At 72.9% G+C, this 18,419-nt stretch carries 17 protein-coding genes; 4 read left to right on the top strand and 13 right to left on the bottom strand.

The genetic code is table 11. The features are described 5' to 3' along the window. On the top strand, window positions 1-608 hold a 608-nt coding region (locus BG452_RS13825), incomplete at its 5' end, for an SRPBCC family protein (RefSeq protein ID WP_317621028.1). Window positions 609-973: 365 nt separating this feature from the next. Here BG452_RS13825 and BG452_RS13820 read toward each other — a convergent pair. Continuing rightward, entirely contained in the window at window positions 974-1,804 is an 831-nt protein-coding gene (locus tag BG452_RS13820; RefSeq protein WP_188304573.1) for a hypothetical protein, read from the bottom strand. A 180-nt stretch (window positions 1,805-1,984) separates the two neighbouring features. Beyond that, window positions 1,985-2,926 (bottom strand): TIGR01777 family oxidoreductase, encoded by a 942-nt coding sequence (locus BG452_RS13815; RefSeq protein ID WP_188304572.1) that lies wholly within the window; start codon window positions 2,924-2,926, stop codon window positions 1,985-1,987. 211 nt (window positions 2,927-3,137) lie between these two features. Between BG452_RS13815 and BG452_RS13810 the strand changes: the two genes are divergently transcribed. Then, window positions 3,138-4,190: a cytochrome P450 gene (locus BG452_RS13810; RefSeq protein WP_223242180.1), complete on the top strand. Its 1,053-nt coding sequence runs from the start codon at window positions 3,138-3,140 to the stop codon at window positions 4,188-4,190. A gap of 21 nt (window positions 4,191-4,211) precedes the next feature. After that, window positions 4,212-4,355 (top strand): helix-turn-helix domain-containing protein, encoded by a 144-nt coding sequence (locus BG452_RS13805; protein ID WP_188304571.1) that lies wholly within the window; start codon window positions 4,212-4,214, stop codon window positions 4,353-4,355. A 437-nt stretch (window positions 4,356-4,792) separates the two neighbouring features. Here the strand turns inward: BG452_RS13805 and BG452_RS13800 are convergent, their stop codons facing one another. The 9 genes from BG452_RS13800 to dnaK all read right to left on the bottom strand — a co-directional run bounded on the left by BG452_RS13800 (window position 4,793) and on the right by dnaK (window position 14,358). Beyond that, window positions 4,793-5,233, bottom strand: coding sequence for a DUF1931 family protein (locus BG452_RS13800; RefSeq protein WP_223242179.1), 441 nt, complete (start codon window positions 5,231-5,233; stop codon window positions 4,793-4,795). A 73-nt stretch (window positions 5,234-5,306) separates the two neighbouring features. Continuing rightward, window positions 5,307-6,989, bottom strand: coding sequence for an FAD-dependent oxidoreductase (locus tag BG452_RS13795; RefSeq protein WP_188304569.1), 1,683 nt, complete (start codon window positions 6,987-6,989; stop codon window positions 5,307-5,309). A gap of 112 nt (window positions 6,990-7,101) precedes the next feature. Beyond that, entirely contained in the window at window positions 7,102-7,365 is a 264-nt protein-coding gene (locus tag BG452_RS13790) for a UBP-type zinc finger domain-containing protein (RefSeq protein ID WP_188304568.1), read from the bottom strand. Then, window positions 7,362-7,886, bottom strand: coding sequence for a thioredoxin (gene trxA / locus BG452_RS13785; protein ID WP_188304567.1), 525 nt, complete (start codon window positions 7,884-7,886; stop codon window positions 7,362-7,364). Before trxA ends, BG452_RS13790 begins: the two co-directional genes overlap by 4 nt. Then, complete coding sequence (gene clpB / locus BG452_RS13780; RefSeq protein ID WP_188304566.1) at window positions 7,886-10,510, bottom strand: ATP-dependent chaperone ClpB; 2,625 nt, start codon at window positions 10,508-10,510, stop codon at window positions 7,886-7,888. Before clpB ends, trxA begins: the two co-directional genes overlap by 1 nt. After that, the gene (locus BG452_RS13775; protein WP_188304565.1) at window positions 10,501-10,884 is read right to left on the bottom strand and encodes a chaperone modulator CbpM; all 384 of its coding nucleotides are present in this window, start codon (window positions 10,882-10,884) and stop codon (window positions 10,501-10,503) included. The genes clpB and BG452_RS13775 overlap by 10 nt, the downstream gene beginning before the upstream one ends. Then, the gene (locus BG452_RS13770; RefSeq protein ID WP_188304564.1) at window positions 10,881-11,858 is read right to left on the bottom strand and encodes a DnaJ C-terminal domain-containing protein; all 978 of its coding nucleotides are present in this window, start codon (window positions 11,856-11,858) and stop codon (window positions 10,881-10,883) included. Before BG452_RS13770 ends, BG452_RS13775 begins: the two co-directional genes overlap by 4 nt. Window positions 11,859-11,865: 7 nt before the next feature. Further along, window positions 11,866-12,459 (bottom strand): nucleotide exchange factor GrpE, encoded by a 594-nt coding sequence (locus BG452_RS13765; protein ID WP_188304563.1) that lies wholly within the window; start codon window positions 12,457-12,459, stop codon window positions 11,866-11,868. A 9-nt stretch (window positions 12,460-12,468) separates the two neighbouring features. Continuing rightward, window positions 12,469-14,358: a molecular chaperone DnaK gene (gene dnaK, locus BG452_RS13760; RefSeq protein WP_188304562.1), complete on the bottom strand. Its 1,890-nt coding sequence runs from the start codon at window positions 14,356-14,358 to the stop codon at window positions 12,469-12,471. A 322-nt stretch (window positions 14,359-14,680) separates the two neighbouring features. On the opposite strand from dnaK, the gene BG452_RS13755 reads away from it, so the two are divergent. Beyond that, window positions 14,681-16,447 (top strand): helix-turn-helix domain-containing protein, encoded by a 1,767-nt coding sequence (locus BG452_RS13755; protein ID WP_188304561.1) that lies wholly within the window; start codon window positions 14,681-14,683, stop codon window positions 16,445-16,447. Between the two features lie 105 nt (window positions 16,448-16,552). On the opposite strand, the gene BG452_RS13750 is transcribed toward BG452_RS13755, so the two are convergent. Together BG452_RS13750 and BG452_RS13745 are read right to left on the bottom strand one after the other, a co-directional pair. Next, a complete protein-coding gene (locus tag BG452_RS13750; protein ID WP_188304560.1) occupies window positions 16,553-16,984 on the bottom strand; it encodes a hypothetical protein in 432 nt (143 codons plus the stop codon). A gap of 160 nt (window positions 16,985-17,144) precedes the next feature. After that, window positions 17,145-18,419, bottom strand: a 1,275-nt coding sequence (locus tag BG452_RS13745; protein WP_188304559.1) for a DUF4118 domain-containing protein, incomplete at its 5' end; no start/stop codon positions are given.

Raw genomic sequence — 18,419 nt, 5'->3', positions numbered from 1 at the left:
GCGCCGGTCTTGCCCGGGCCGTGCTCGATCCGCACCGAAGGAACCCGGCCGGCCGCCCCTGGTGGTGCGCGCGGGCCGACGCCGTCCACGACGCGCCGTCCCCGCCGCGCTGGCACCGCTGCTGGGGGCATCGCGGCCCCGCGGTTAGGCTGCGCGGCATGGCCCGTTTCGTCCTGACCCGCCGCACCCCGCTGCCGCCCGCCGACTGCTGGGCCCGGCTCACCGCCTGGCCCCGGCACGGCGACCGGGTGCCGTTCACCCGGGTGACCGTGGTGCGGGGCACCGGGCGGCAACAGGGGGACGTCATCCTGGCCCGCACGGCCCTCGGGCCGCTGCGCTTCGACGACCCGATGGAGCTGATCGAGCTGGCCGCCCCCACCCGGTGCCGACTGGCCAAGCGCGGCCGGGTGGTGCGCGGCGGCGCCGAACTGACGGTCCGCCCGGTCGGCGCGGGCAGTGCGGTGGTCTGGGCCGAGGAGCTGCGGATCACCGGCCTGCCCCGGCTGTTCGACCCGCTGCTGGCGTCGGCCGGGCGGCTGGTGTTCGGCCGGGTGCTGGACCACCTGCTGCTACTGCCTCCCGTGGATGTCACTCCTGCTGCCCACTGAGCTGCCAGACCATCCTGACCTGCGGCGACAGGGCTCGGTCAGGACCGCAGCGGGATGAAGTGGCCGGCGGCGACGAAGGTCGGGCGGCGGCCGGGAGCGGCGAAGGGTTCGTCGGGGGTGTCGTCGACGCCGTTGAAGCCGGGCCAGGTCATCTGCCAGGCCCAGGGGGCCGGCCTGGGGAGGGCGTGGGCCCCGGTCGTCGCGGCGCTCGGAGGTCTCCGCGTTGCGCTGGCAGTGGTGGCAGGCGGAGGCAGGGGACGCTCGTACCTTCCCGGCTGCCGCGCCGCCGATGCGATCCCGGTGGCAGCTTGCGTGCCGCTGTGACGGCGATCGCCCTTCGGCACACCTGCCGGCCCCGGCGCCCGCTACGGGTTGAGGGCGCGCCAGTTCAGGTACTGCCGGCGCACGTAGTGGCGCTGGTCGCCCTCCACCGTGATCCGGTCGTGCTCGACCAGCTGCCCCGCCGCCCGCAGGGCGATCGCCAGCGCCAGGCCGTCGCCGTCCCGCAGGAACACCCGGTCGCTCAGCGCGGCGTGGCGCAGCAGGTACTCGCGCCGTAGCCGGGCCCGCCGCTCGGCACCCGTCCGCAGCGCCTCGACCCGGCGCGCCTCCTCCTCGATGCCCGGCGCGTCCGCGTAGGCCCGCTCGGGTGCGGGCGCGCCCTCGGCGGGCGCGACCCACCCCGGCAGCGGTCGCAGCGGCGGGAGGCCGCGCACCCGGAGCACCTCGTTGGCGAACTCCGCCTCCTCGACGGGCAGTCCGCGCTCCCCGAAGAGCGCGAACAGCTCCGCCATGGACCGAGGCGGGACCCCCGCCGGCGTGTCCTCGTCGGTGACCGTGACCTTGCCCAGGAGCGGCCCGCAGACTCGCCCCGGCGGATCAGCCAGCCACAGCCGCAAGGTGAGGTGGTGGCGGCCGCTCTCCACCTCCTCGCCGAACTCCATCGCCAGGCCGTGGAGTTCGGACCAGGCGAAGCGGCGCGGCAGCAGGTACCGGACCAGGGTGACGCCCTGCTCGTCCGCCCGCAGCCAGAAGGTGTACGGCGTCGCGAACAGCGCCGCGGCGGCCACCGTGAGCGCGATCAGGAAGGCTCCCAGAGGGTGGACGGCCTCGGTGCCGGCCAGGGCGAACCCGGTACCGGCCGCCGTCACGAAGCCGACGCCGGCCCGATCGCTCCGCAGCTGCAGTGACGCCAACCGCACCGTGCGCATCCTCGAACCCCCTCCCCCGAGACCGCCCCCACCCTCCCGTCCCGGCTCCGGCCCGGGCAAGCTCCGGCGCCCAGCTGTGACAGCCCCGTGACGACCCCTCGGCCCGGCCACGCGCCGGGCCGGGGCGAGCGCCAGGCCCGTACGGGCGCCGGGCCCGTACGGGCGCTACCGCCCGCGCAGCCTGCGCACCAGGTCACGCGCCGCCGCCGGCCAGTCCGGGTGCTCGAAGGCGAAGCCCGCCGCCCGCAGCCGGCCGGGCACGACCCGGCGGCTCTTCAGCAGCAGCTCGCTCTCCGAGCGGAGCGCGAACGCCCCCAGCTCGGCCATCCAGCGGGTCGCGGGCAGGGCCAGCGGCATGCCCCAGCACGCCCGCAGGTCACGCATGAACTCCCGTTGCGGCAGCGGGTTCGGGGCCGCGAGGTTGACCGGGCCGCTCAGCTCGTCGTGCTCGATCAGGAACTCGACGGCGCGGGCGAAGTCCCGCTCGTGGATCCAGGACACGTACTGCGCGCCGCCCGCGATCGGCCCGCCGACACCGAGCCGGGCCAGCCAGGACAGCGAGTCGAGGGCGCCGCCGCGTTCGGGGCCGAGGACGACGGCGGTGCGCAGCGCCAGGCGGCGGGTGTGCGGGGTGTCGGCGTCCGCCTGGGCGCGCTCCCAGGCCCGGGCGATGTCGACGCTGTACCGCCAGGCGGCCGGGGCGTCGGGCTCGTCGCCGCCGATCCGGCCGTCCAGTTCGTCGTTGGGCGCGTCGTGCCGGTGGGCGTAGACGGTGGCGGTGCTCATCTGCAGCCAGACGGCGGGCGGTCTGCGGGCGGCGGCGATCGCCTGGCCGACCGCCCGGGCGGAGTGCACCCGGGAGTCCATCATGGCCCGCTGGTTCTCCGCGGTGTAGCGGCAGTTGACGCTGCGCCCGGCGAGGTTGACGACGATGTCGCTGCCGTCGATCTCCGCTGTCCAGGCCCCCTGGCCGCGGCCGTCCCAGCCGACCTGGCGGGGCCCGGCGGGCCGTCGGCTGAGCACCACGACCTGGTGGCCGGCTGCCCTCAGGCTGCGGTCGAGCAGGCTGCCGAGCGCGCCGGAGCCGCCGGGGATGACGATCTTCATAAGTTCCCCCTCACTTTCCGCTTCGAGCCTAGCCGACTAATTGAACGCGTTCAATTCATACCTGGCCAGCCGGCCGGCCAGGTGGCCCGCCGGCCCTGAAACCGCTCTGAAACCGTGCTGAGAGCGCGCCCCCGCACACTCATGACCACCGGGGGGAGCCACCGAGGCCGCCCTGAGAAGGAAGCCCCCACCCACCGGAAAGAGGCCCGTCATGACCACCACCCCCCTGCACCTGACCCCCGAGCAGGTCCAGGACCCGGTCGGCGCCTACGCCGCCTTCCGCGAGCAGGCCGAGCTGCCCCAGGTCGTGCTGCCCGGACTGGAGACCCCGGTCCGGCTGGTCACCCGCTACGCCGACGTCAAGGCCGCGCTCACCGAACCGCGCCTGATCCGGGACCGCACGAGCATCGCCACCGTCCGGGCCGAGAGCGACCCGCAGGACGAACTGCTCGCCGCCGCCTTCGACGCCTTCCCCGCCGAATACGCCAAGTACCTCTCCGGCCACCTCGCCCTGTTCGACGGCGAGGAGCACGCCCGCCGCCGGGCCCCGCTCACCCGCGCCTTCACCGCCCGGCGGATCGCCGCCCTGCGCGAGTTCGTCGAACGCACCGCCGCCGAGCTGCTCGCCGAACTCGCCGACCGCGACCGGCCGGCCGACCTGTTGGCCGCGTTCGCCTACCCGCTCAGCACCCGCGTGATCTGCGAGGTGGTCGGAGTGGAGGCCGAGGACCGGACCCGGGTCTGCGACTGGATCCGCGACCTCGCCTACGGCGACGGCAGCGGGGTGGTGGACGGCCTGGTCGGCATCGTCGACTACGTCAAGGGGCTGATCGGCCGCCGCCGCGCCGAACCCACCGAGGACCTGATCTCCGCCCTCGTCCACGGCACCCGCGAGGGCGAGGAACCGCTCGACGAGGACGACCTGGTGTCCATCGTGATCCTGCTGATCAACACCGGCATCACCCCGCCCGCGCTCTTCCTCGCCCACGGCCTGCTCGCCCTCTTCGACCAGGCCAGTACGAGGGCGGCACCACGGATCCCGCACTGGTCGCCCCCGACGGCTGGACCCTCGACCAGCACTTCCTCGACCTGCCGGGGCGCAAGGAGGCGCAGGTCGCGCTCGCCCTCGACTACCACTCCGACGTCGACCTGTACCCCGACTGGCAGCGGTGGCTGCGGCAGCACCAGCCGCCCGCGCTGGTGCTGTGGGGCACCGGGGACGCCTTCTTCCTGGAGGCGGGTGCGCGGGCCTACCTCCGCGTAGTCGGTCAGGGAGCAGCGCGCCATGCGGCTGTTCCAGGACACCGACCTCAGCCTGCAGTCGGTCGCCGCCAAGGTCGGGTACAGCGACGTCCGCGCGCTGCGCCGCGCCGTCCACCGCTGGCGCGGCCAGGCCCCGACCGCCGTCCGCCGCGCGCTGCTGACGTGACCCCCGCCGACAGGACCACGAGGAAACCGGCGTGGCGCGAATGGCCCGCTTCGCGGCGCGCTGAGGCGGCCGCAGTCCCTGTCCCGCCCCATGGGTTCGGTCCTGGGGCGATCCCGCGCACCGGGGCAGCTTCCTCCCGCCGGTCGCCGTCATCACCGACCGCGACTGGAGCCAGGTGGCGGACGCAACCGCGGGCCGCACTCCAGAGGGCCACGCGCCCCGACGGCCGGTTCGAAGGCCTCGTCTTCACCCGACCGGACGGCTCGCCCCTGCGACCCCAGTGGGTCCTCGGTCAGCTCCGCAAACGCACCGCCGAACTCGGCCTCCCCAAACGACGTGGCCCGCTGGCCGGGCCTGGGCGCCCGCCGGGTCGACATCGGGCGGGGTGACCACGTCTCCTGGGTGGCACCGGCCGACGGGTGGTTGGATGCCCGCGCTCAGATCAGCAGATCGAAGAGTTCGAACGCCTCGTCCCACTGGGCCGTGGACGGTCGGCGGGTGTCGCGGGCAATGGTTTTGAGGGCGCGGGCGAGGGCGACGCTGAGGCCGCCGGCCAGGTCGGGCAGCATCTGCTGGGTGTCCTCGGCCGCGTCCATGCCGAGGGTGGGGCGGGCGGCGAGCTGGTCGAGCAGCGGGCGCAGTTCGATGCCCTCCTCCAGCTTCTTGAAGGCGTGGATGCTCTCTTGCAGACCTTTGGTGACCGGGAGGTCCGGTGGCTTGATGATGTCCCGGCCGTTGGCCTTGGCGGCGGCCGTGCCGATGAGGAAGAGGTCGTAGAGCTTGGCGTCCACGAAGTCGTTGTAGCGCTTGAGGTCGTTCTTGTTGACGTCGAGGCCGGCGGCTGCGCGGAAGAAGCGTTCGAACTTGGGAACTCCCATGACGGGCATGGCATTTCACCTTTCGCGGCGGTGAATGGGCTGGGGTCGGTGGGCTGAGGTCGGTGGGCTGAGGTCATCGGACAGAGGGTGGTCCCACCTCCCCGAGGTGCTCGTGCGCCAGGCGGACGGCCATGGCCCCCTCGCCGACCGCGGAGGCCACCCGCTTGACCGAGCCGCTGCGGACGTCGCCGACGGCGAAGACTCCCGGCAGACCGGTCTCCAGTGCGAGCGGGTCGCGGGCGAGCGGCTTCCAGAGGTCCGCTGTCAGATGGACCACGTCCTGCCCGGTCGGAATGAAGCCGCGCGGGTCCAGGGTGACGGCGTCGGCGAGCCAGGACGTTCCGGGGCGCGCGCCGATGAAGACGAACAGGGCACGGGCTGCCAGTACCTGCTGCTCGCGGGTGCGGTTGTCCTCGACGACGACGGATTCGACCCGGTCCTCGCCGGTGACCTCCCGGACCTCGCTATGCAGCTGGACATGGATCCGGGGGTGCCGCTCGATCCGGTCGATCAGGTAGCGGGACATGCTGTGGTCGAGGTCCCCGCCTCGGACCAGCAGATGGACGCCGGGCGACTCACGCGCCATGAACAGGGCTGCCTGACCGGCGGAGTTGCCGCCGCCGACGACGGCCACCGGGTCGAGACGGCAGCTCCGTGCCTCCCAGAGGGTGGCGGCGTAGTGGACGCCGAGCCCCTCGAAACGTTCGACGCCGGGGGCGGTCAGCCGCCGGTAGCGGGCGCCGGTGGCCACCACCACGTTCTTGGCGGCGACCGTGCTGCCGTCGGTGAGGCGCACCACGTTGGTCCCGTCGCGCTGTTCCAGGCCGATGGCCTCGGCGGGGACGGAGATCCGGGCGCCGAACCGGTTGGCCTGCACGACGGCGCGTTCGGCGAGCTCCATGCCGGAGATCCCGGCGGGGAAGCCGAGGTAGTTCTCGATCCGGGAGGATGTACCGGCCTGGCCTCCGGTCGCCACTGCCTCCAGGACGACCGTGGAGAGCCCCTCGGAGGCTCCGTACACCGCGGCGGCCAAGCCCCCGGGTCCCGCGCCGACCACCATCAGGTCGCAGACGGACTTTGCGGCGGTCTCGGTCCGCAGCCCGATCACCTGGGCGAGTTCGACGTTGGAAGGATTGCGCAGTACCCGGTAGTCGTGCCAGACGACGACCGGGGTTTCCTGCGGAGCGACACCAAGACGCGTCAGCAGTGCCTCAGCCTCGGTGTCCTTCTCCAGATCGGCCCAGCGGTGCGGGAGGCGGTTGCGGGCGGCGAACTCCAGCAGCCGCCGGGTGTCGGGAGAGAAGGCGGAGCCGATGATACGGAAGCCCGTGCCCGCGCCGGCCAGCATCGTACGGCGCAGCAGGTAGGCCCGCAGTATCACGTCGCCGAGCGCGGGCTCACCGCTGAGCAGGTCGCGCAGAGCGGCCGAACCGACTGCCAGCACCTCGCCGGGTTTGCGCACCACCGCACTGAGGAAGGCGCTCTGGCCTTCCAGTAGGCCGAGTTCGCCGAGGAAGCTGCGCGGAGGGTGCAACTGGACGACGCGCTCCTGGTCGCCGTGGCCTTCGACCACGGCCACCGTGCCCCTGAGGACGACAAAGAACTCCTCACTGGGTTCGCCCGCCCGGAAGAGCTGTTCCCCCTCGCGGACCGGCCGTACCTGTCCGCAGGTTCTCAGGATCGCGATCTGGTCGTCCGTCAGCCGCGGATAGGCGCCATGGACGTCGGCGACGTCCGAGGCATGGGCGGCGGTCACGGTTCACTCCTCTCGGCGGAAACAGCCGTGGAAACAACGGTGGAAACAGCGGCGGAGGCACACGCAGAGGCAACAACGCCGCAAGAAGCGCGGCCGGGTGAGCCCGCCGGGCTCAGACCATCGCCTCGTGCGCGAAACACCACCGCCAGTCCTCACCGGGCTCGAACGACCGCACAACCGGGTGCCCGTCGCTCGCCGCGTGAGCACGGGCGTGCCGCATCGGCGAGGAGTCGCAGCAGCCGACGTGGCCACACGTCAGGCACAGGCGCAGATGCACCCACGGAGCCCCCAGTCGCAGGCAGTCCTCGCAGCCCTGCGGTGTTCTGGGCGTGACGGGCCGGACCATGGACAGGTGCGGGTCGGGCAGAGTGGTCATCGCGGCCTCCCCGAGGTGGGATCGGCTGGTCCGTGGGAGGCCGACAGTGACTCGTCCACCCATTGGCGCAGCGCGTTCGCGGGTGCGGCGCCGGTCTGGCGGGCGACGGGCCGGCCGTGGTCGAGGATCAGCAGGGTGGGTACGGCTTGGACTTCGAAGCGCCGCGCCAGGTTGGGCGACGTGTCGATGTCGACCTTCACGAGCTTGATCCGGCCGGCCAGGTCCTTGGCGACCTGTTCGAGGGCGGGGCTCACCATGCGGCAGGGGCCGCACCAGGTGGCCCAGAGGTCGACGAGCACGGGCAGGTCCGCCTGCCCGGCGACCTCCCCGAAGTCGGCATCGTCCGCTTCGGCGATCCACGGCAGCGGGGCCCGGCAGTTGCCGCAGCGTGGGCTGCCCGCCGCCGCGGCGGGTACGCGGTTGGTCCGGCCGCAGTTGACGCAGGCGACCGTCCACACCGAGGGCTCGGCGGCGCCGGTGCCGCCGCTGCGGCCGGCGCGGCCTTCTGGAGGAGTACTCATCACGGCTCCTGCGGTTCGTCCTGGAGGGTGACGGTCAGTTCGTCGCCCTCGGCGTCGACCAGGATGGTCACGCCTTCGCGTGCCTCACCACTGAGCAGCGCGCGGCCGATCCTGGTCTCGACCTCGTGCGAGATGAAGCGGCGCAGCGGCCTGGCCCCGTAGACCGGGTCGTAGCCCTCGCCCGCGATCAGTCGGCGGGCCGGCTCGGTGAGGACGAGGGTGATGCGCTGCTCGGAGAGGCGGTCGCGGAGCTCTTCGAGGAGCAGGTCGACGATGCGCTCGATCTGTGCGATGCCGAGCGGGTGGAAGAGGACGATGTCGTCGACGCGGTTGAGGAACTCGGGACGGAAGTGGCCGTTGAGCTCGGCCATCACCAGCGCCCGCGCTTCGGGCTTGATCTCGCCGGCCTGGGTGGCCTCCTGGAGGAGGTACTGGGAGCCCAGGTTGGAGGTCATGATGACGACGGTGTTGCGGAAGTCGACGGTACGGCCCTGGGAGTCGGTGATCCGGCCGTCGTCCAGTACCTGGAGCAGCGTGTTGAAGACGTCGGCGTGCGCCTTCTCGATCTCGTCGAACAGGACGACCGCGTACGGCTTGCGGCGCACTGCCTCGGTGAGCTGGCCGCCCTCGTCGTAGCCGACATATCCGGGGGGCGCGCCGACCAGCCGGCTGACGGTGTGCCGCTCCTGGTACTCGCTCATGTCGAGGCGGATCAGGTTGGTCTCGCTGTCGAACAGCGCGGCGGCCAGGGTCTTGGCCAGCTCGGTCTTGCCCACGCCGGTGGGGCCGAGGAAGATGAAGGAGCCGATCGGCCGGCGCGGGTCGCGCACTCCGGAGCGGGCCCGGATCACCGCGTCGGCGACGAGCTGGACGGCCTCGTCCTGCCCGACCACCCGCTCGCGCAGGATCTCGTCCAGCCTGAGCAGCTTCTGGCGCTCGCCCTCCTGGAGACGGGTGACGGGGATGCCGGTCCACGCGGAGACGATCTCGGCGATCTCGTCGGCGGTGACCACCTCGCGCAGCAGCCGGCTCTCGCCCTGTTTGCTGGCGAGTTGTTCCTCCTCGGCGCCCAGGCGGCGCTCCAGTTCGGCGACGGTTCCGTAGCGGAGCTGGGCGGCCCGGTTGAGATCGTAGGCGCGCTCGGCCTGCTCGGCCTCCTGCCGGGCGGCTTCCAGTTCCTTGCGCAGTTCCTGGACCTTGCGGATGGCCTGGCGCTCGGCCTCCCACTGGGCGTGTTTGGCGTCCACCTCGCTGCGCAGGTCCGCCAGTTCACGGCGCAGGTGCTCCAGCCGGGCCCGGCTGGCGGGGTCGGTCTCCTGGTCCAGGGCGGCCTCCTCGATCTCCAACCGGGTGGCCCGGCGGGAGAGTTCGTCGAGTTCTGCGGGCATCGAGTCGATCTCGGTGCGCAGCCGTGCGCAGGCCTCGTCGACCAGGTCGATGGCCTTGTCCGGGAGGAAGCGGTCGCTGATGTACCGGTGGCTGAGGGTGGCCGCGGCGACCAGAGCGTTGTCCTGGATCTTGACGCCGTGGAAGATCTCCAGCCGCTCGCGGATGCCGCGCAGGATGGAGATCGCGTCCTCGACGGTCGGCTCCTCCACCAGCACGGTCTGGAAGCGGCGCTCCAGGGCGGCGTCGGACTCGATGTGCTTGCGGTACTCGTCCAGCGTGGTGGCGCCGATCATGTGCAGCTCGCCGCGGGCCAGCATCGGCTTGAGCATGTTGCCCGCGTCCATGGCACCCTCGGCGGCGCCGGCCCCGACGACGGTGTGCAACTCGTCCACGAAGACCAGGATCCGGCCCTCGGCGCCCTTGACCTCGGCCAGTACGGCCTTCAGCCTCTCCTCGAACTCACCGCGGTATTTGGCTCCGGCCACCAGCGAACTCATGTCGAGCGAGAACACCGTCTTGTCCCGCAGCCCTTCGGGCACGTCACCACGCACGATCCGCTGCGCGAGGCCCTCGACGATGGCGGTCTTGCCGACCCCGGGCTCACCGATCAGCACGGGGTTGTTCTTGGTCTTCCGGCTGAGGATCTGGATCACCCGGCGGATCTCGGCGTCCCGGCCGATCACCGGGTCGAGGCGGCCGACGCGGGCCTCGACGACGAGGTCGCGCCCGTACTTCTCCAGGGCCTCGTATGCTTCCTCAGGATTGGCGGAGGTGACCCGCTGGTTCCCGCGCACCCTGGTCAGGGCCGCGAGGAAGGAGTCCTTACTGACGCCTTGTTCGCCGAGCCGCCGGCCGGCCGCGGTGGTCGGACCCTCGTCCAGAAGGGCCAGCACCAGGTGCTCGGTGGAGACGTACTCGTCCTTGAGCCGCTTGGCCTCCTGCTCCGCGGTGTCGAGTAGTCGGGCCAGCCGCTGGGTCACCATCACCCGGCCCGGGGCGGCGCCCGGACCGGTCGTGCGCGGGCGCTTGGCGAGATCGGACTCGACGCCGTCCCGAAGGGCGGCCGGGTCGGCGCCGGCGTCGGCCAGCAGACGGGTGGTCAGGCCGTCCTGCTGATCGAGCAGGGCCAGCAGCAGGTGCTCCCCGTCGACCTCGGTCTGGCCCATCCGTACAGCGACGCTCTGCGCTGCCTGGAGCGCTTCCTGGGACTTCTGGGTGAGGCGGTTCATGTCCATGTCGTGGGCTCCTTGGCGGCTCGTTCGCTGCGCCGCAGCGCGGTCTCCAGGCGATCGATACGGTCGAGCAGGTCCATGACGACGCCAACGGCCGCGTAGTTGAGGCACAGTCCGGCCCGCAGCCGCTGAACGCGGGCGATGGCCGACGGCGCGTCGGCCCGGAACCACAGCCGGCCCCGGGCGTCACGCTCGGTGTCCACCAGCCCGAGGGCCACGAAGCGGCGTACCAGGTCGGGGGGCAGTCCGCTGTGGAGGGCCACGTCGGCCATGGTGAGCTGGTAGGGGCTGGTCCGGTAGACCCGCACCAGGGGGTAGGCGGCCCCGGTGCCGGCCTGTCCGGCGCCGTCGGCGGGATGACGGTGGTCGGCTCTCATGTCTGCTTCCTCGGGTCGAAGGAGGAGACGGCGGCCAGTTCCTCGAACAGCTCTCGTTCGCGCGGGCCGGGCGAGGGCGGCACCATCACCTTGATCTCGGCGTAGAGGTCACCGGGGGAACCCTTGGGATGCGGCATCCCCTCGCCGCGCAGCCGCAACCGGCGGCCGGTGGAGGTACCCGGCGGCACGTGCACCTTGACCGTCCCGCCCGGACCGGAGACCGGCACCGTCGCGCCGAGGGCGGCCTCCCAGGCGCTGACGGGCAGATCGACGTGGATGTCGCGCCCGTCGAGCCGGTAGCGGGGATGGGGGGCGATGCGGACCAGGAGGTAGAGGTCCCCGGAGGAGCCCGGGCCCCGGCCTCGGCCGCCCTCGCCCGCGAGCCGGATGCGCTGCCCGTCGACCACCCCGGCCGGGATGCTGACCTCGTAGCCGCGCTCCCCGCCGGGGCCGCCCAGGGTGATCTTCCGCTTCCCGCCGCGGTACGCCTCCTCCAGGCTGAGCGTGAGTTCGGCCTCCTGGTCCGCGCCGGGGATCGGGCTGCCCCGCCCGGCGCGGCCGGCCCGGCCGCCGAACATGCCTCCGAAGAGGTCCTCGAAGTCCACGCCGGAGGTGTCGAAGTCGGTCTGCGTCCAGGTCCGGGCGCCTGCCCGGTCGGCGCCTCGGGTGCCCCCGAAGGGACTGCCGCGGTACGCGCCGGCTCCGCCGCCGAAACCGTGGCCGGCCGCGACCCGCTCGTCGTAGTCCTCCGGAATCTGCCGGAAGTCCGGGCCGAAGCGGTCGTAGCGGGACCGGGTGTCGGGGTCGGACAGCACGCTGTACGCCTCGTTGATCTGCTTGAAGCGCTCCTCGGCCGCCGGATCGCGGTTCACGTCCGGGTGGTAACGGCGGGCCAGGGTACGGAACGCCTGCTGGATCTCGGCGGCGTCGGCGGTGCGGGGGACGCCCAGCACCTCGTAGTAGTCGGCTGCCATGGCGGCCTCACTCCTGCGTGCGGCTGACCACTACCGCGGCCGGTCGCAGTTGGCGGCCGGCTTCGCCGTAGCCGGCCCGCAGCACCCGCACGACGGTGCCCGGAGCGGTGCCCGGCTCATCCACCACGGACACCACCTCGTGCTGCTCGGGGTGGAAGGGGACGCCGGTCTCCTCGTAGCGGGGGTAACCGAGGCTTCGCAGCACCTCGACGGCCTGGTCGCGCACCGCCTTCACACCGCTGACGATCGCCCCGGAGTCCGAGTCCGCGTGCTCCAGGGCCAGGTCGAGGTTGTCGACGACGGGGAGCCATGCGGAGGCCACCCTGGCCCGCTCGGCCTCCAGCTCTCGGGGGAGTTCGCGGGCGTACCGCTTGCGGAGGTTGTCGAGGTCGGCGAGGGCACGCCGCCAGTTGTCCTCCAGCTCCGCGATCCGGGCGCCCTGCTCCTCGGGCGGCTCCTGTCGCGCCTCATCGGGCATCCGTGCCCCTTCCCCGGCGTCGTGGGCCTGGGGTTCGGCCGCGGCCGGCTGCGCGGACTCGGGCGGGGGCCGGCCCTCGGGATCGCGGGCCACGGAGCGGCGGCCCTGTTCCTGATCCGACATGTCGGCGCCTCAGCTCTTGTCGAAGTCGGCGTCGATGACGTCGTCGTCGCCCTGAGGTCCGCCGCCGGGCCCCGCGCCGGGCTCGCCGCCCGGCTGTCCGACTCCGGCGGCGTGGGAGGCCAGCGCCGCGTGGATCTGCTGGAGCTCGGACAGGAGGCCCCGGACCCGGTCCAGCGGCGCGTCCTGCTTGTCAGCGGCCCGCGCCTCCTCGATGAGCATCCGGGCGCGGGCCCGCTCGTGCTCCGGTACGGCGTCCTCCAGCTCGTGCAGCCGGCGCTCGACCTGGTAGGCGGCGGCGTCCAGCTCGTTGCGGGCGTCGATGGCCTCGCGCATGGCCAGGTCGGAGCTGCGGTTGGCCTCGGCTTCCCGGATCATCCGCTCGACCTCGGACGGGTCGAGGTTGGAGCCTTCACTGATGGTGATGCCCTGCTCGGCTCCGGTGTCCTTGTCCTTGGCGCTGACCTTGAGGATGCCGTTGGCGTCGATGTCGAAGGTGACCTCGATCTGGGTCTCGCCGCGGCGGGCGGGCCTGAGGTTCTCCAGCCGGAACCGGCCGAGCACCCGGTTGTCGGCGGCGATCTCGCGTTCGCCCTGGAGTACCACGATGTCCACGGCCGGCTGGTTGTCCTCGGCGGTGGAGAAGATCTCCGAGCGGCGGGCCGGGATGGTCGTGTTCCGCTCGATGATCTTGGTCATGACGCCGCCCGCGGTCTCCACGCCCAGCGACAGCGGGGTGACGTCCAGCAGCAGGACGTCCTTGACCTCGCCCTTGAGCACGCCGGCCTGGGTGGCGGCGCCCAGCGCCACGACCTCGTCCGGGTTGACGCTCATGTTCGGGTCCTTGCCGCCGGTCAGCCGCCGTACCAGCGCCTGCACGGCGGGGATACGGGTCGAGCCGCCGACGAGGATGACCTCGTCGATGTCGTTGTCGGTGATCCTGGCGTCGCTCATCGCCCGCTTGACCGGGTCGAGGCAGCGCTCCACCAGGTCGGCGGTGATCTGCTCGAAGGTGGAGCGGCGAAGCGTCTCGGTGAGGTGCTTGGGCCCGGAGGCGTCCGCCGTGACGAAGGGCAGGCTCACCTGGGTCTGGGTGACCGAGCTCAGTTCGGTCTTCGCCTTCTCGGCCTCCTCGAACAGGCGCTGCAGCGCCTGCGGGTCCTTGCGCAGGTCGATGCCCTCGGTCTTCTGGAATCCGTCGGCCAGATGGTCCACCACCCGGCGGTCGAAGTCGTCGCCGCCCAGGTGCGAGTCGCCCGCGGTGGCGCGGACCTCGACCACGCCGTCGCCGATGTCCAGGATGCTGATGTCGAAGGTGCCGCCGCCGAGGTCGAAGACCATGACGGTCTCGTGGCCCTTCTTGTCCAGCCCGTAGGCCAGCGCGGCGGCGGTCGGCTCGTTGATGATCCGCAGGACGTCGAGGCCGGCGATCTTCCCGGCGTCCTTGGTGGCCTGGCGCTGCGCGTCGTTGAAGTACGCGGGTACGGTGATGACCGCCTCCGTGACCCGCTCGCCGAGCGCCTTTCCGGCGTCGTCGGCCAACTTCCGCAGCACCTGCGCACTGATCTCCTCCGGCGCGTACTGCTTGCCGTTCACCTCGAAGCGGGCCACCCCGCCCGGTCCCTCGACCACATCGAAGGAGACCGCCTTGGCCTCGTCGGAGACCTCGTCGTAGCGACGGCCGATGAACCGCTTGGCCGAGGTGATGGTGCCCTTGGGGTTGAGGATCGACTGCCGGCGCGCGAGCTGCCCGACCAGCCGGTCACCACTCTCGGAGAAGGCGACGACCGACGGGGTGGTCCTGTTCCCCTCGGCGTTCGGGACGACGGAGGGCTCACCGCCCTCCCAGGCCGCGATGACGGAGTTGGTGGTACCGAGGTCGATGCCTACTGCCTTCGCCATGGGAAGCTCCTCCGTCGCGACGCGGGACCGTACCGGCGGGCTGCCGGGACCGCACCTCTCGCAGCCTCGCGCGGTACGCCGCGCGCTTCCTCGTCCCGCCAGGGCCAAACCGCGCCGCCGTACCGGTCCGCCAGGACAGGAAGGCGGCACAGCCGGCAGGTGGGACCCCGCGCCGAGCGGCGTAGCGTGGAGGACGGGAAGCCGCTGTCGAGCCGCGAAGGGCGCTGCGATGAACGCTGTTCCCCCTGCGACCGCCGGACCCGCGCATATTCTCCCCGAGCCGGGGGCCGCGCGACACGCACTGCTACGGCTGGTGACGGTCATGCTCGACGGCGACGACGAGCGCGAGGTGCTGTGGGGTGCCATGGCGGCGATCGTCGCCACCGGCCCTTTCACCGCCGAAGCCGCGTATGCCGTGCACCACGGCCTGGCGCGGCGCTGCCCGCCACGCCGAGCGGCTGCCTCCGCCGTGGGCCTGCCGGGGAGCGCGGCGGCGCGGGAGCCGGCAACGGACCCCACCGGCGAAGCCCCAGCGGAAGCAGCCGCTGCCGAGAAGGCGGCCGCTGACCGGCTCGACCGGCGGATCGACGCTCTGGACGGCCGCAGCCGACACCTGCACGAGCCGGGCGGGCCGTGGGAAAGGGCCATCGCGCTGCGGTACCGGGACCACTGCCTCGGCTATCTCGTCGTCCGGTCCATGACCACTCCCTCCGTCGAGGAGACCGCCCTGACCGATCTGCTCGCGCAGCAGACCGGGATCGCCCTCGTGCGCCTCACCGGGCGCCGGGGAGAGTCAGACCACGCCGGGCCGGAGAGCGTACCGGGGACCGGAGGGGACGTGCTGGTGACCGGGGGCAGCGCACCCACCGCCGGCCTCGGCGCAGTCATCTCCGCCCTGGCCTCGCAGCTCGCCGTCCACGACGCGCTTTCCCGCGCCGCCGTCTCCGGCAGGGGCGAGGCAGGAGTCCTGCAGGTCCTGTGCGACCACACGGGATTCGCTGCCCTCACCGAGGACCGCTTCGGCAACCCGCGGGCCTGGGCGGGTCCCGGCTGGTGCCAACCCCCGAGAAAGCCCCCCGGCGGACCGGGCGCGGGGCCGGAGAGCCGGCGCCGGGACGCCCTGATGGACCGCGCGCGGCGTCGGCCCGGCGCCGTACGGGACCGGAACCGGCTGGTCGCCCCCATCGAGATGGCCGGGGACCTGCTCGGCGCGGTCGCGCTGGTCGATCCGGACCGGCGGGCGGGGCAAGCGGACACCTCGACGCTCGAGCAGGCCGCTCTGGTGCTGGCTCCCCAGCTCTCCCACGAGCGCAGGTTGGCTGAGCTGGAACCCCACCTGAGGCGCGACCTGGTCGACCGGCTGATCTCAGGTGAAGCGACCGACGACGTCTTCGCCCAGGCGGCGTCCCTGGGCCACGACCTGCGTCGCCGGCACAGGGTCGCCGTACTGGAATGGGCCGGGACGGCCGAGAGGGCCGCGCTCGGCGACGCGGTGGCGCGCGCGGCCGGGCGGCTGCGGTGGGAGGTGCTCGGCGGCTCTCGCGGCGAGACCACCGTTGTCCTGATCGCCCGTGAGGACCGGCGCGATCCGGGACGCGAGCTGCACCGGGCCGTCTCGGACGAACTCGGCACCGCGACCGGCGCGATCGGGGTCGGCGGCCACTGCGACGTCTTCACCGATCTGCCGCACTCCTACAACGAGGCCGTCCGCGCCCTCACCGTCCGCCGCCGGTCCCGGGATCCGTACGGCAGTACCGGTTTCGAGGAGCTGGGCCTGTGCCGCATGATGGGCACCGGCGACGGCGAACGGGAAGCCGACCGCTTCGTCCACGAATGGCTGGGTCGGCTGCTGCACTACGACGCCCGCCACCACACCGAGCTGGTGACGACGCTCTCGCACTATCTGGAGAGCGGCGGCAGCTACGACGCGACCTCCGAGGCGCTCCTCATTCACCGCAGCACCGTCCGCTACCGCCTCCAGCGCATCCGCGAGATCACCGGACACGACCTCGGCAACGTCGAGACCCGCCTCAATCTGCACGTCGCCACGCGCATCCGCAACGTGCTCGACACACCCCTTCCCCGCTGACCGTGGCGCCCGGCAAGGCGTCAGGAATCCTTCGAGGCCCGGGATGGCACCACTGCGGCCCGCCGCCTTCGGAGCGACAGCGGGGGCGGCGGAGCGGAGGCAGCGTCAGCCGAAGTGGCGCTCGGGTCGGTTGCCGAGCGGAAGGCGCTCGACCCGGATCGCCCTGCGCGGCAGCCCGGCAGGCAGTGAAAGCAGCAGGGCGGCAGCGGTGAACAAGGCGTAATGTCCGCTCTCGACCCCCGGTCCGGACCAGCCGAGTTCGGCATGGCGGTGCTCGACGAAGGCGTTGCAGCACAGCCAGGCGGACATCCCGACCACCGGCGCGGCCAGGGGCCGGGAGAAGCCTCCGGCCAGCGCGGCCAGGCCGATGTACGCGAGGTACGGGAACCAGCCGGCATGGAGCTCGCCCAGCCGGCCGAGGCCGAGCGCGAGCACGCCGCCGGCGACCAGGGCCACGGTGCCGGACACCGAGACCGGCAGGCGGTCCAGGACGGGACGGTAGCGGCGGCTGCCGGGGCGGGCGGAGTACATGCGCACAGTCGGACCTACCCCTTCACCGCGAGTTCGTTCGATGCCAGCCAACCTTTCGCCCGCAGCCCCTCCGCTCCGCCTTGACGGAATCCTGACGCCATCGCCCGACATCGCAACGCGATCCTGACGCCCCGGACCGCCGGGCCCCCTGTTCGACGGCACGACATCAGCCCACCGCGCGAGCCAGGCTGATCACGAAGGCGGTGCCGCCACCCGGCGCCTCCTCGACGACCAGTTCGCCGTTCATCGCCTCCACGAAGCCGCATGCCACCGCGAGTCCCGGCACCTCCCGGGCAACGGCCTCGTCACCGCGCACGGTGACCCGGACGTCCACCCGCCCGGCCACCGGGCCGGCGTCGATCACCACCGGCCCCGATCCTGTCCTCCCATAGGTCAGGACATCCACCAGCACCCGCTCCAGCAGCCCGGGATCGACGAGCACCCGTGGCAGACCCGATCCCAGGTCGATCCGGACCCCGGCCACCCCGTCCGCAGCCGCCCGGACCACCTCGCCCACCGCAGTCGGCCGCAGCACCACCGGCATCACACCGGCCCGCAGCCGGCTCAGGTCCAGCAGGTTGGCGACCAGCCGCTCCATCCGCTCCACCTCCGCACCGATCCGCTCCTCGGCCGGGTCCGGAAGCCGCTCGGCTTCCCGACGTACCGCCGCCAGCGGCGCGCGCAGATCCTGCTCGACCGCCTCCAGCAGCGCGGTGTGCAGCGCGTCGGTGTGCGCGAGCACGTCCGCCGCCGACGCCTGCGCGGCCAGCCGCTCCCACTCCCGGGCCAGCCTCAACTGCGTGACGTACGGGCCGAGCAGCCGGGTGTCCTCCTCCGTGAGCGGGGTGCCGCGCAGGACCAGCACCGCGTCCTCGCCGAGGTCGACGGAGAAGGACGCCTCGTCGGGCCGCAGCGGCGCCGCCGCCCCGGCCGAGGCCGCCGGCTGCCAGAGCCCGCCCGTCCGCACCAGCACCGCGGCACCCTCCAGACCGAACACCTGCCGCAGTTCCGCCACCAGTTCGGGCAGGACCCGCGGCCCGGACTCCACCGTCTCCCCCGCCAGCCGGGCCAGCACCGCCGCCTCCGCCCGCGCGCGGCCCGCCTGCTGCGAACGCCGCGCCAGACCGTCGATCAGATGGGAGATCACCCCGGCCACCGCCAGGAACACCACCAGCGCCGCGACGTCCGCGCCCCGCTCCACCGTCAGGCTGTGCCACGGCGTGGTGAAGAAGAAATCCGCCGCCAGCGCCCCGGCCGCCGTACTGCCCGCCGCCGGGAGCAGGCCACCCGTCCGGGCCGTCCCCGCCACCACCAGCAGCAGGCACAGCAACGCGCCGGACAGACCGAGCGAGTCGCGCAGCGGCGACAGTGCCCAGGCCAGCGCGATCGCCCCGACCGGCCCGAGCAGCCACGCCGACCGGCGCCGCCCGGCCGGGACCAG

The organism is Streptomyces sp. CBMA123, assembly GCF_014596465.1.
Classification (GTDB): domain Bacteria; phylum Actinomycetota; class Actinomycetes; order Streptomycetales; family Streptomycetaceae; genus Kitasatospora.
Note: the sequence above shows the minus strand (reverse complement) of the source record. Positions and strands in the feature narration are given on the sequence as shown.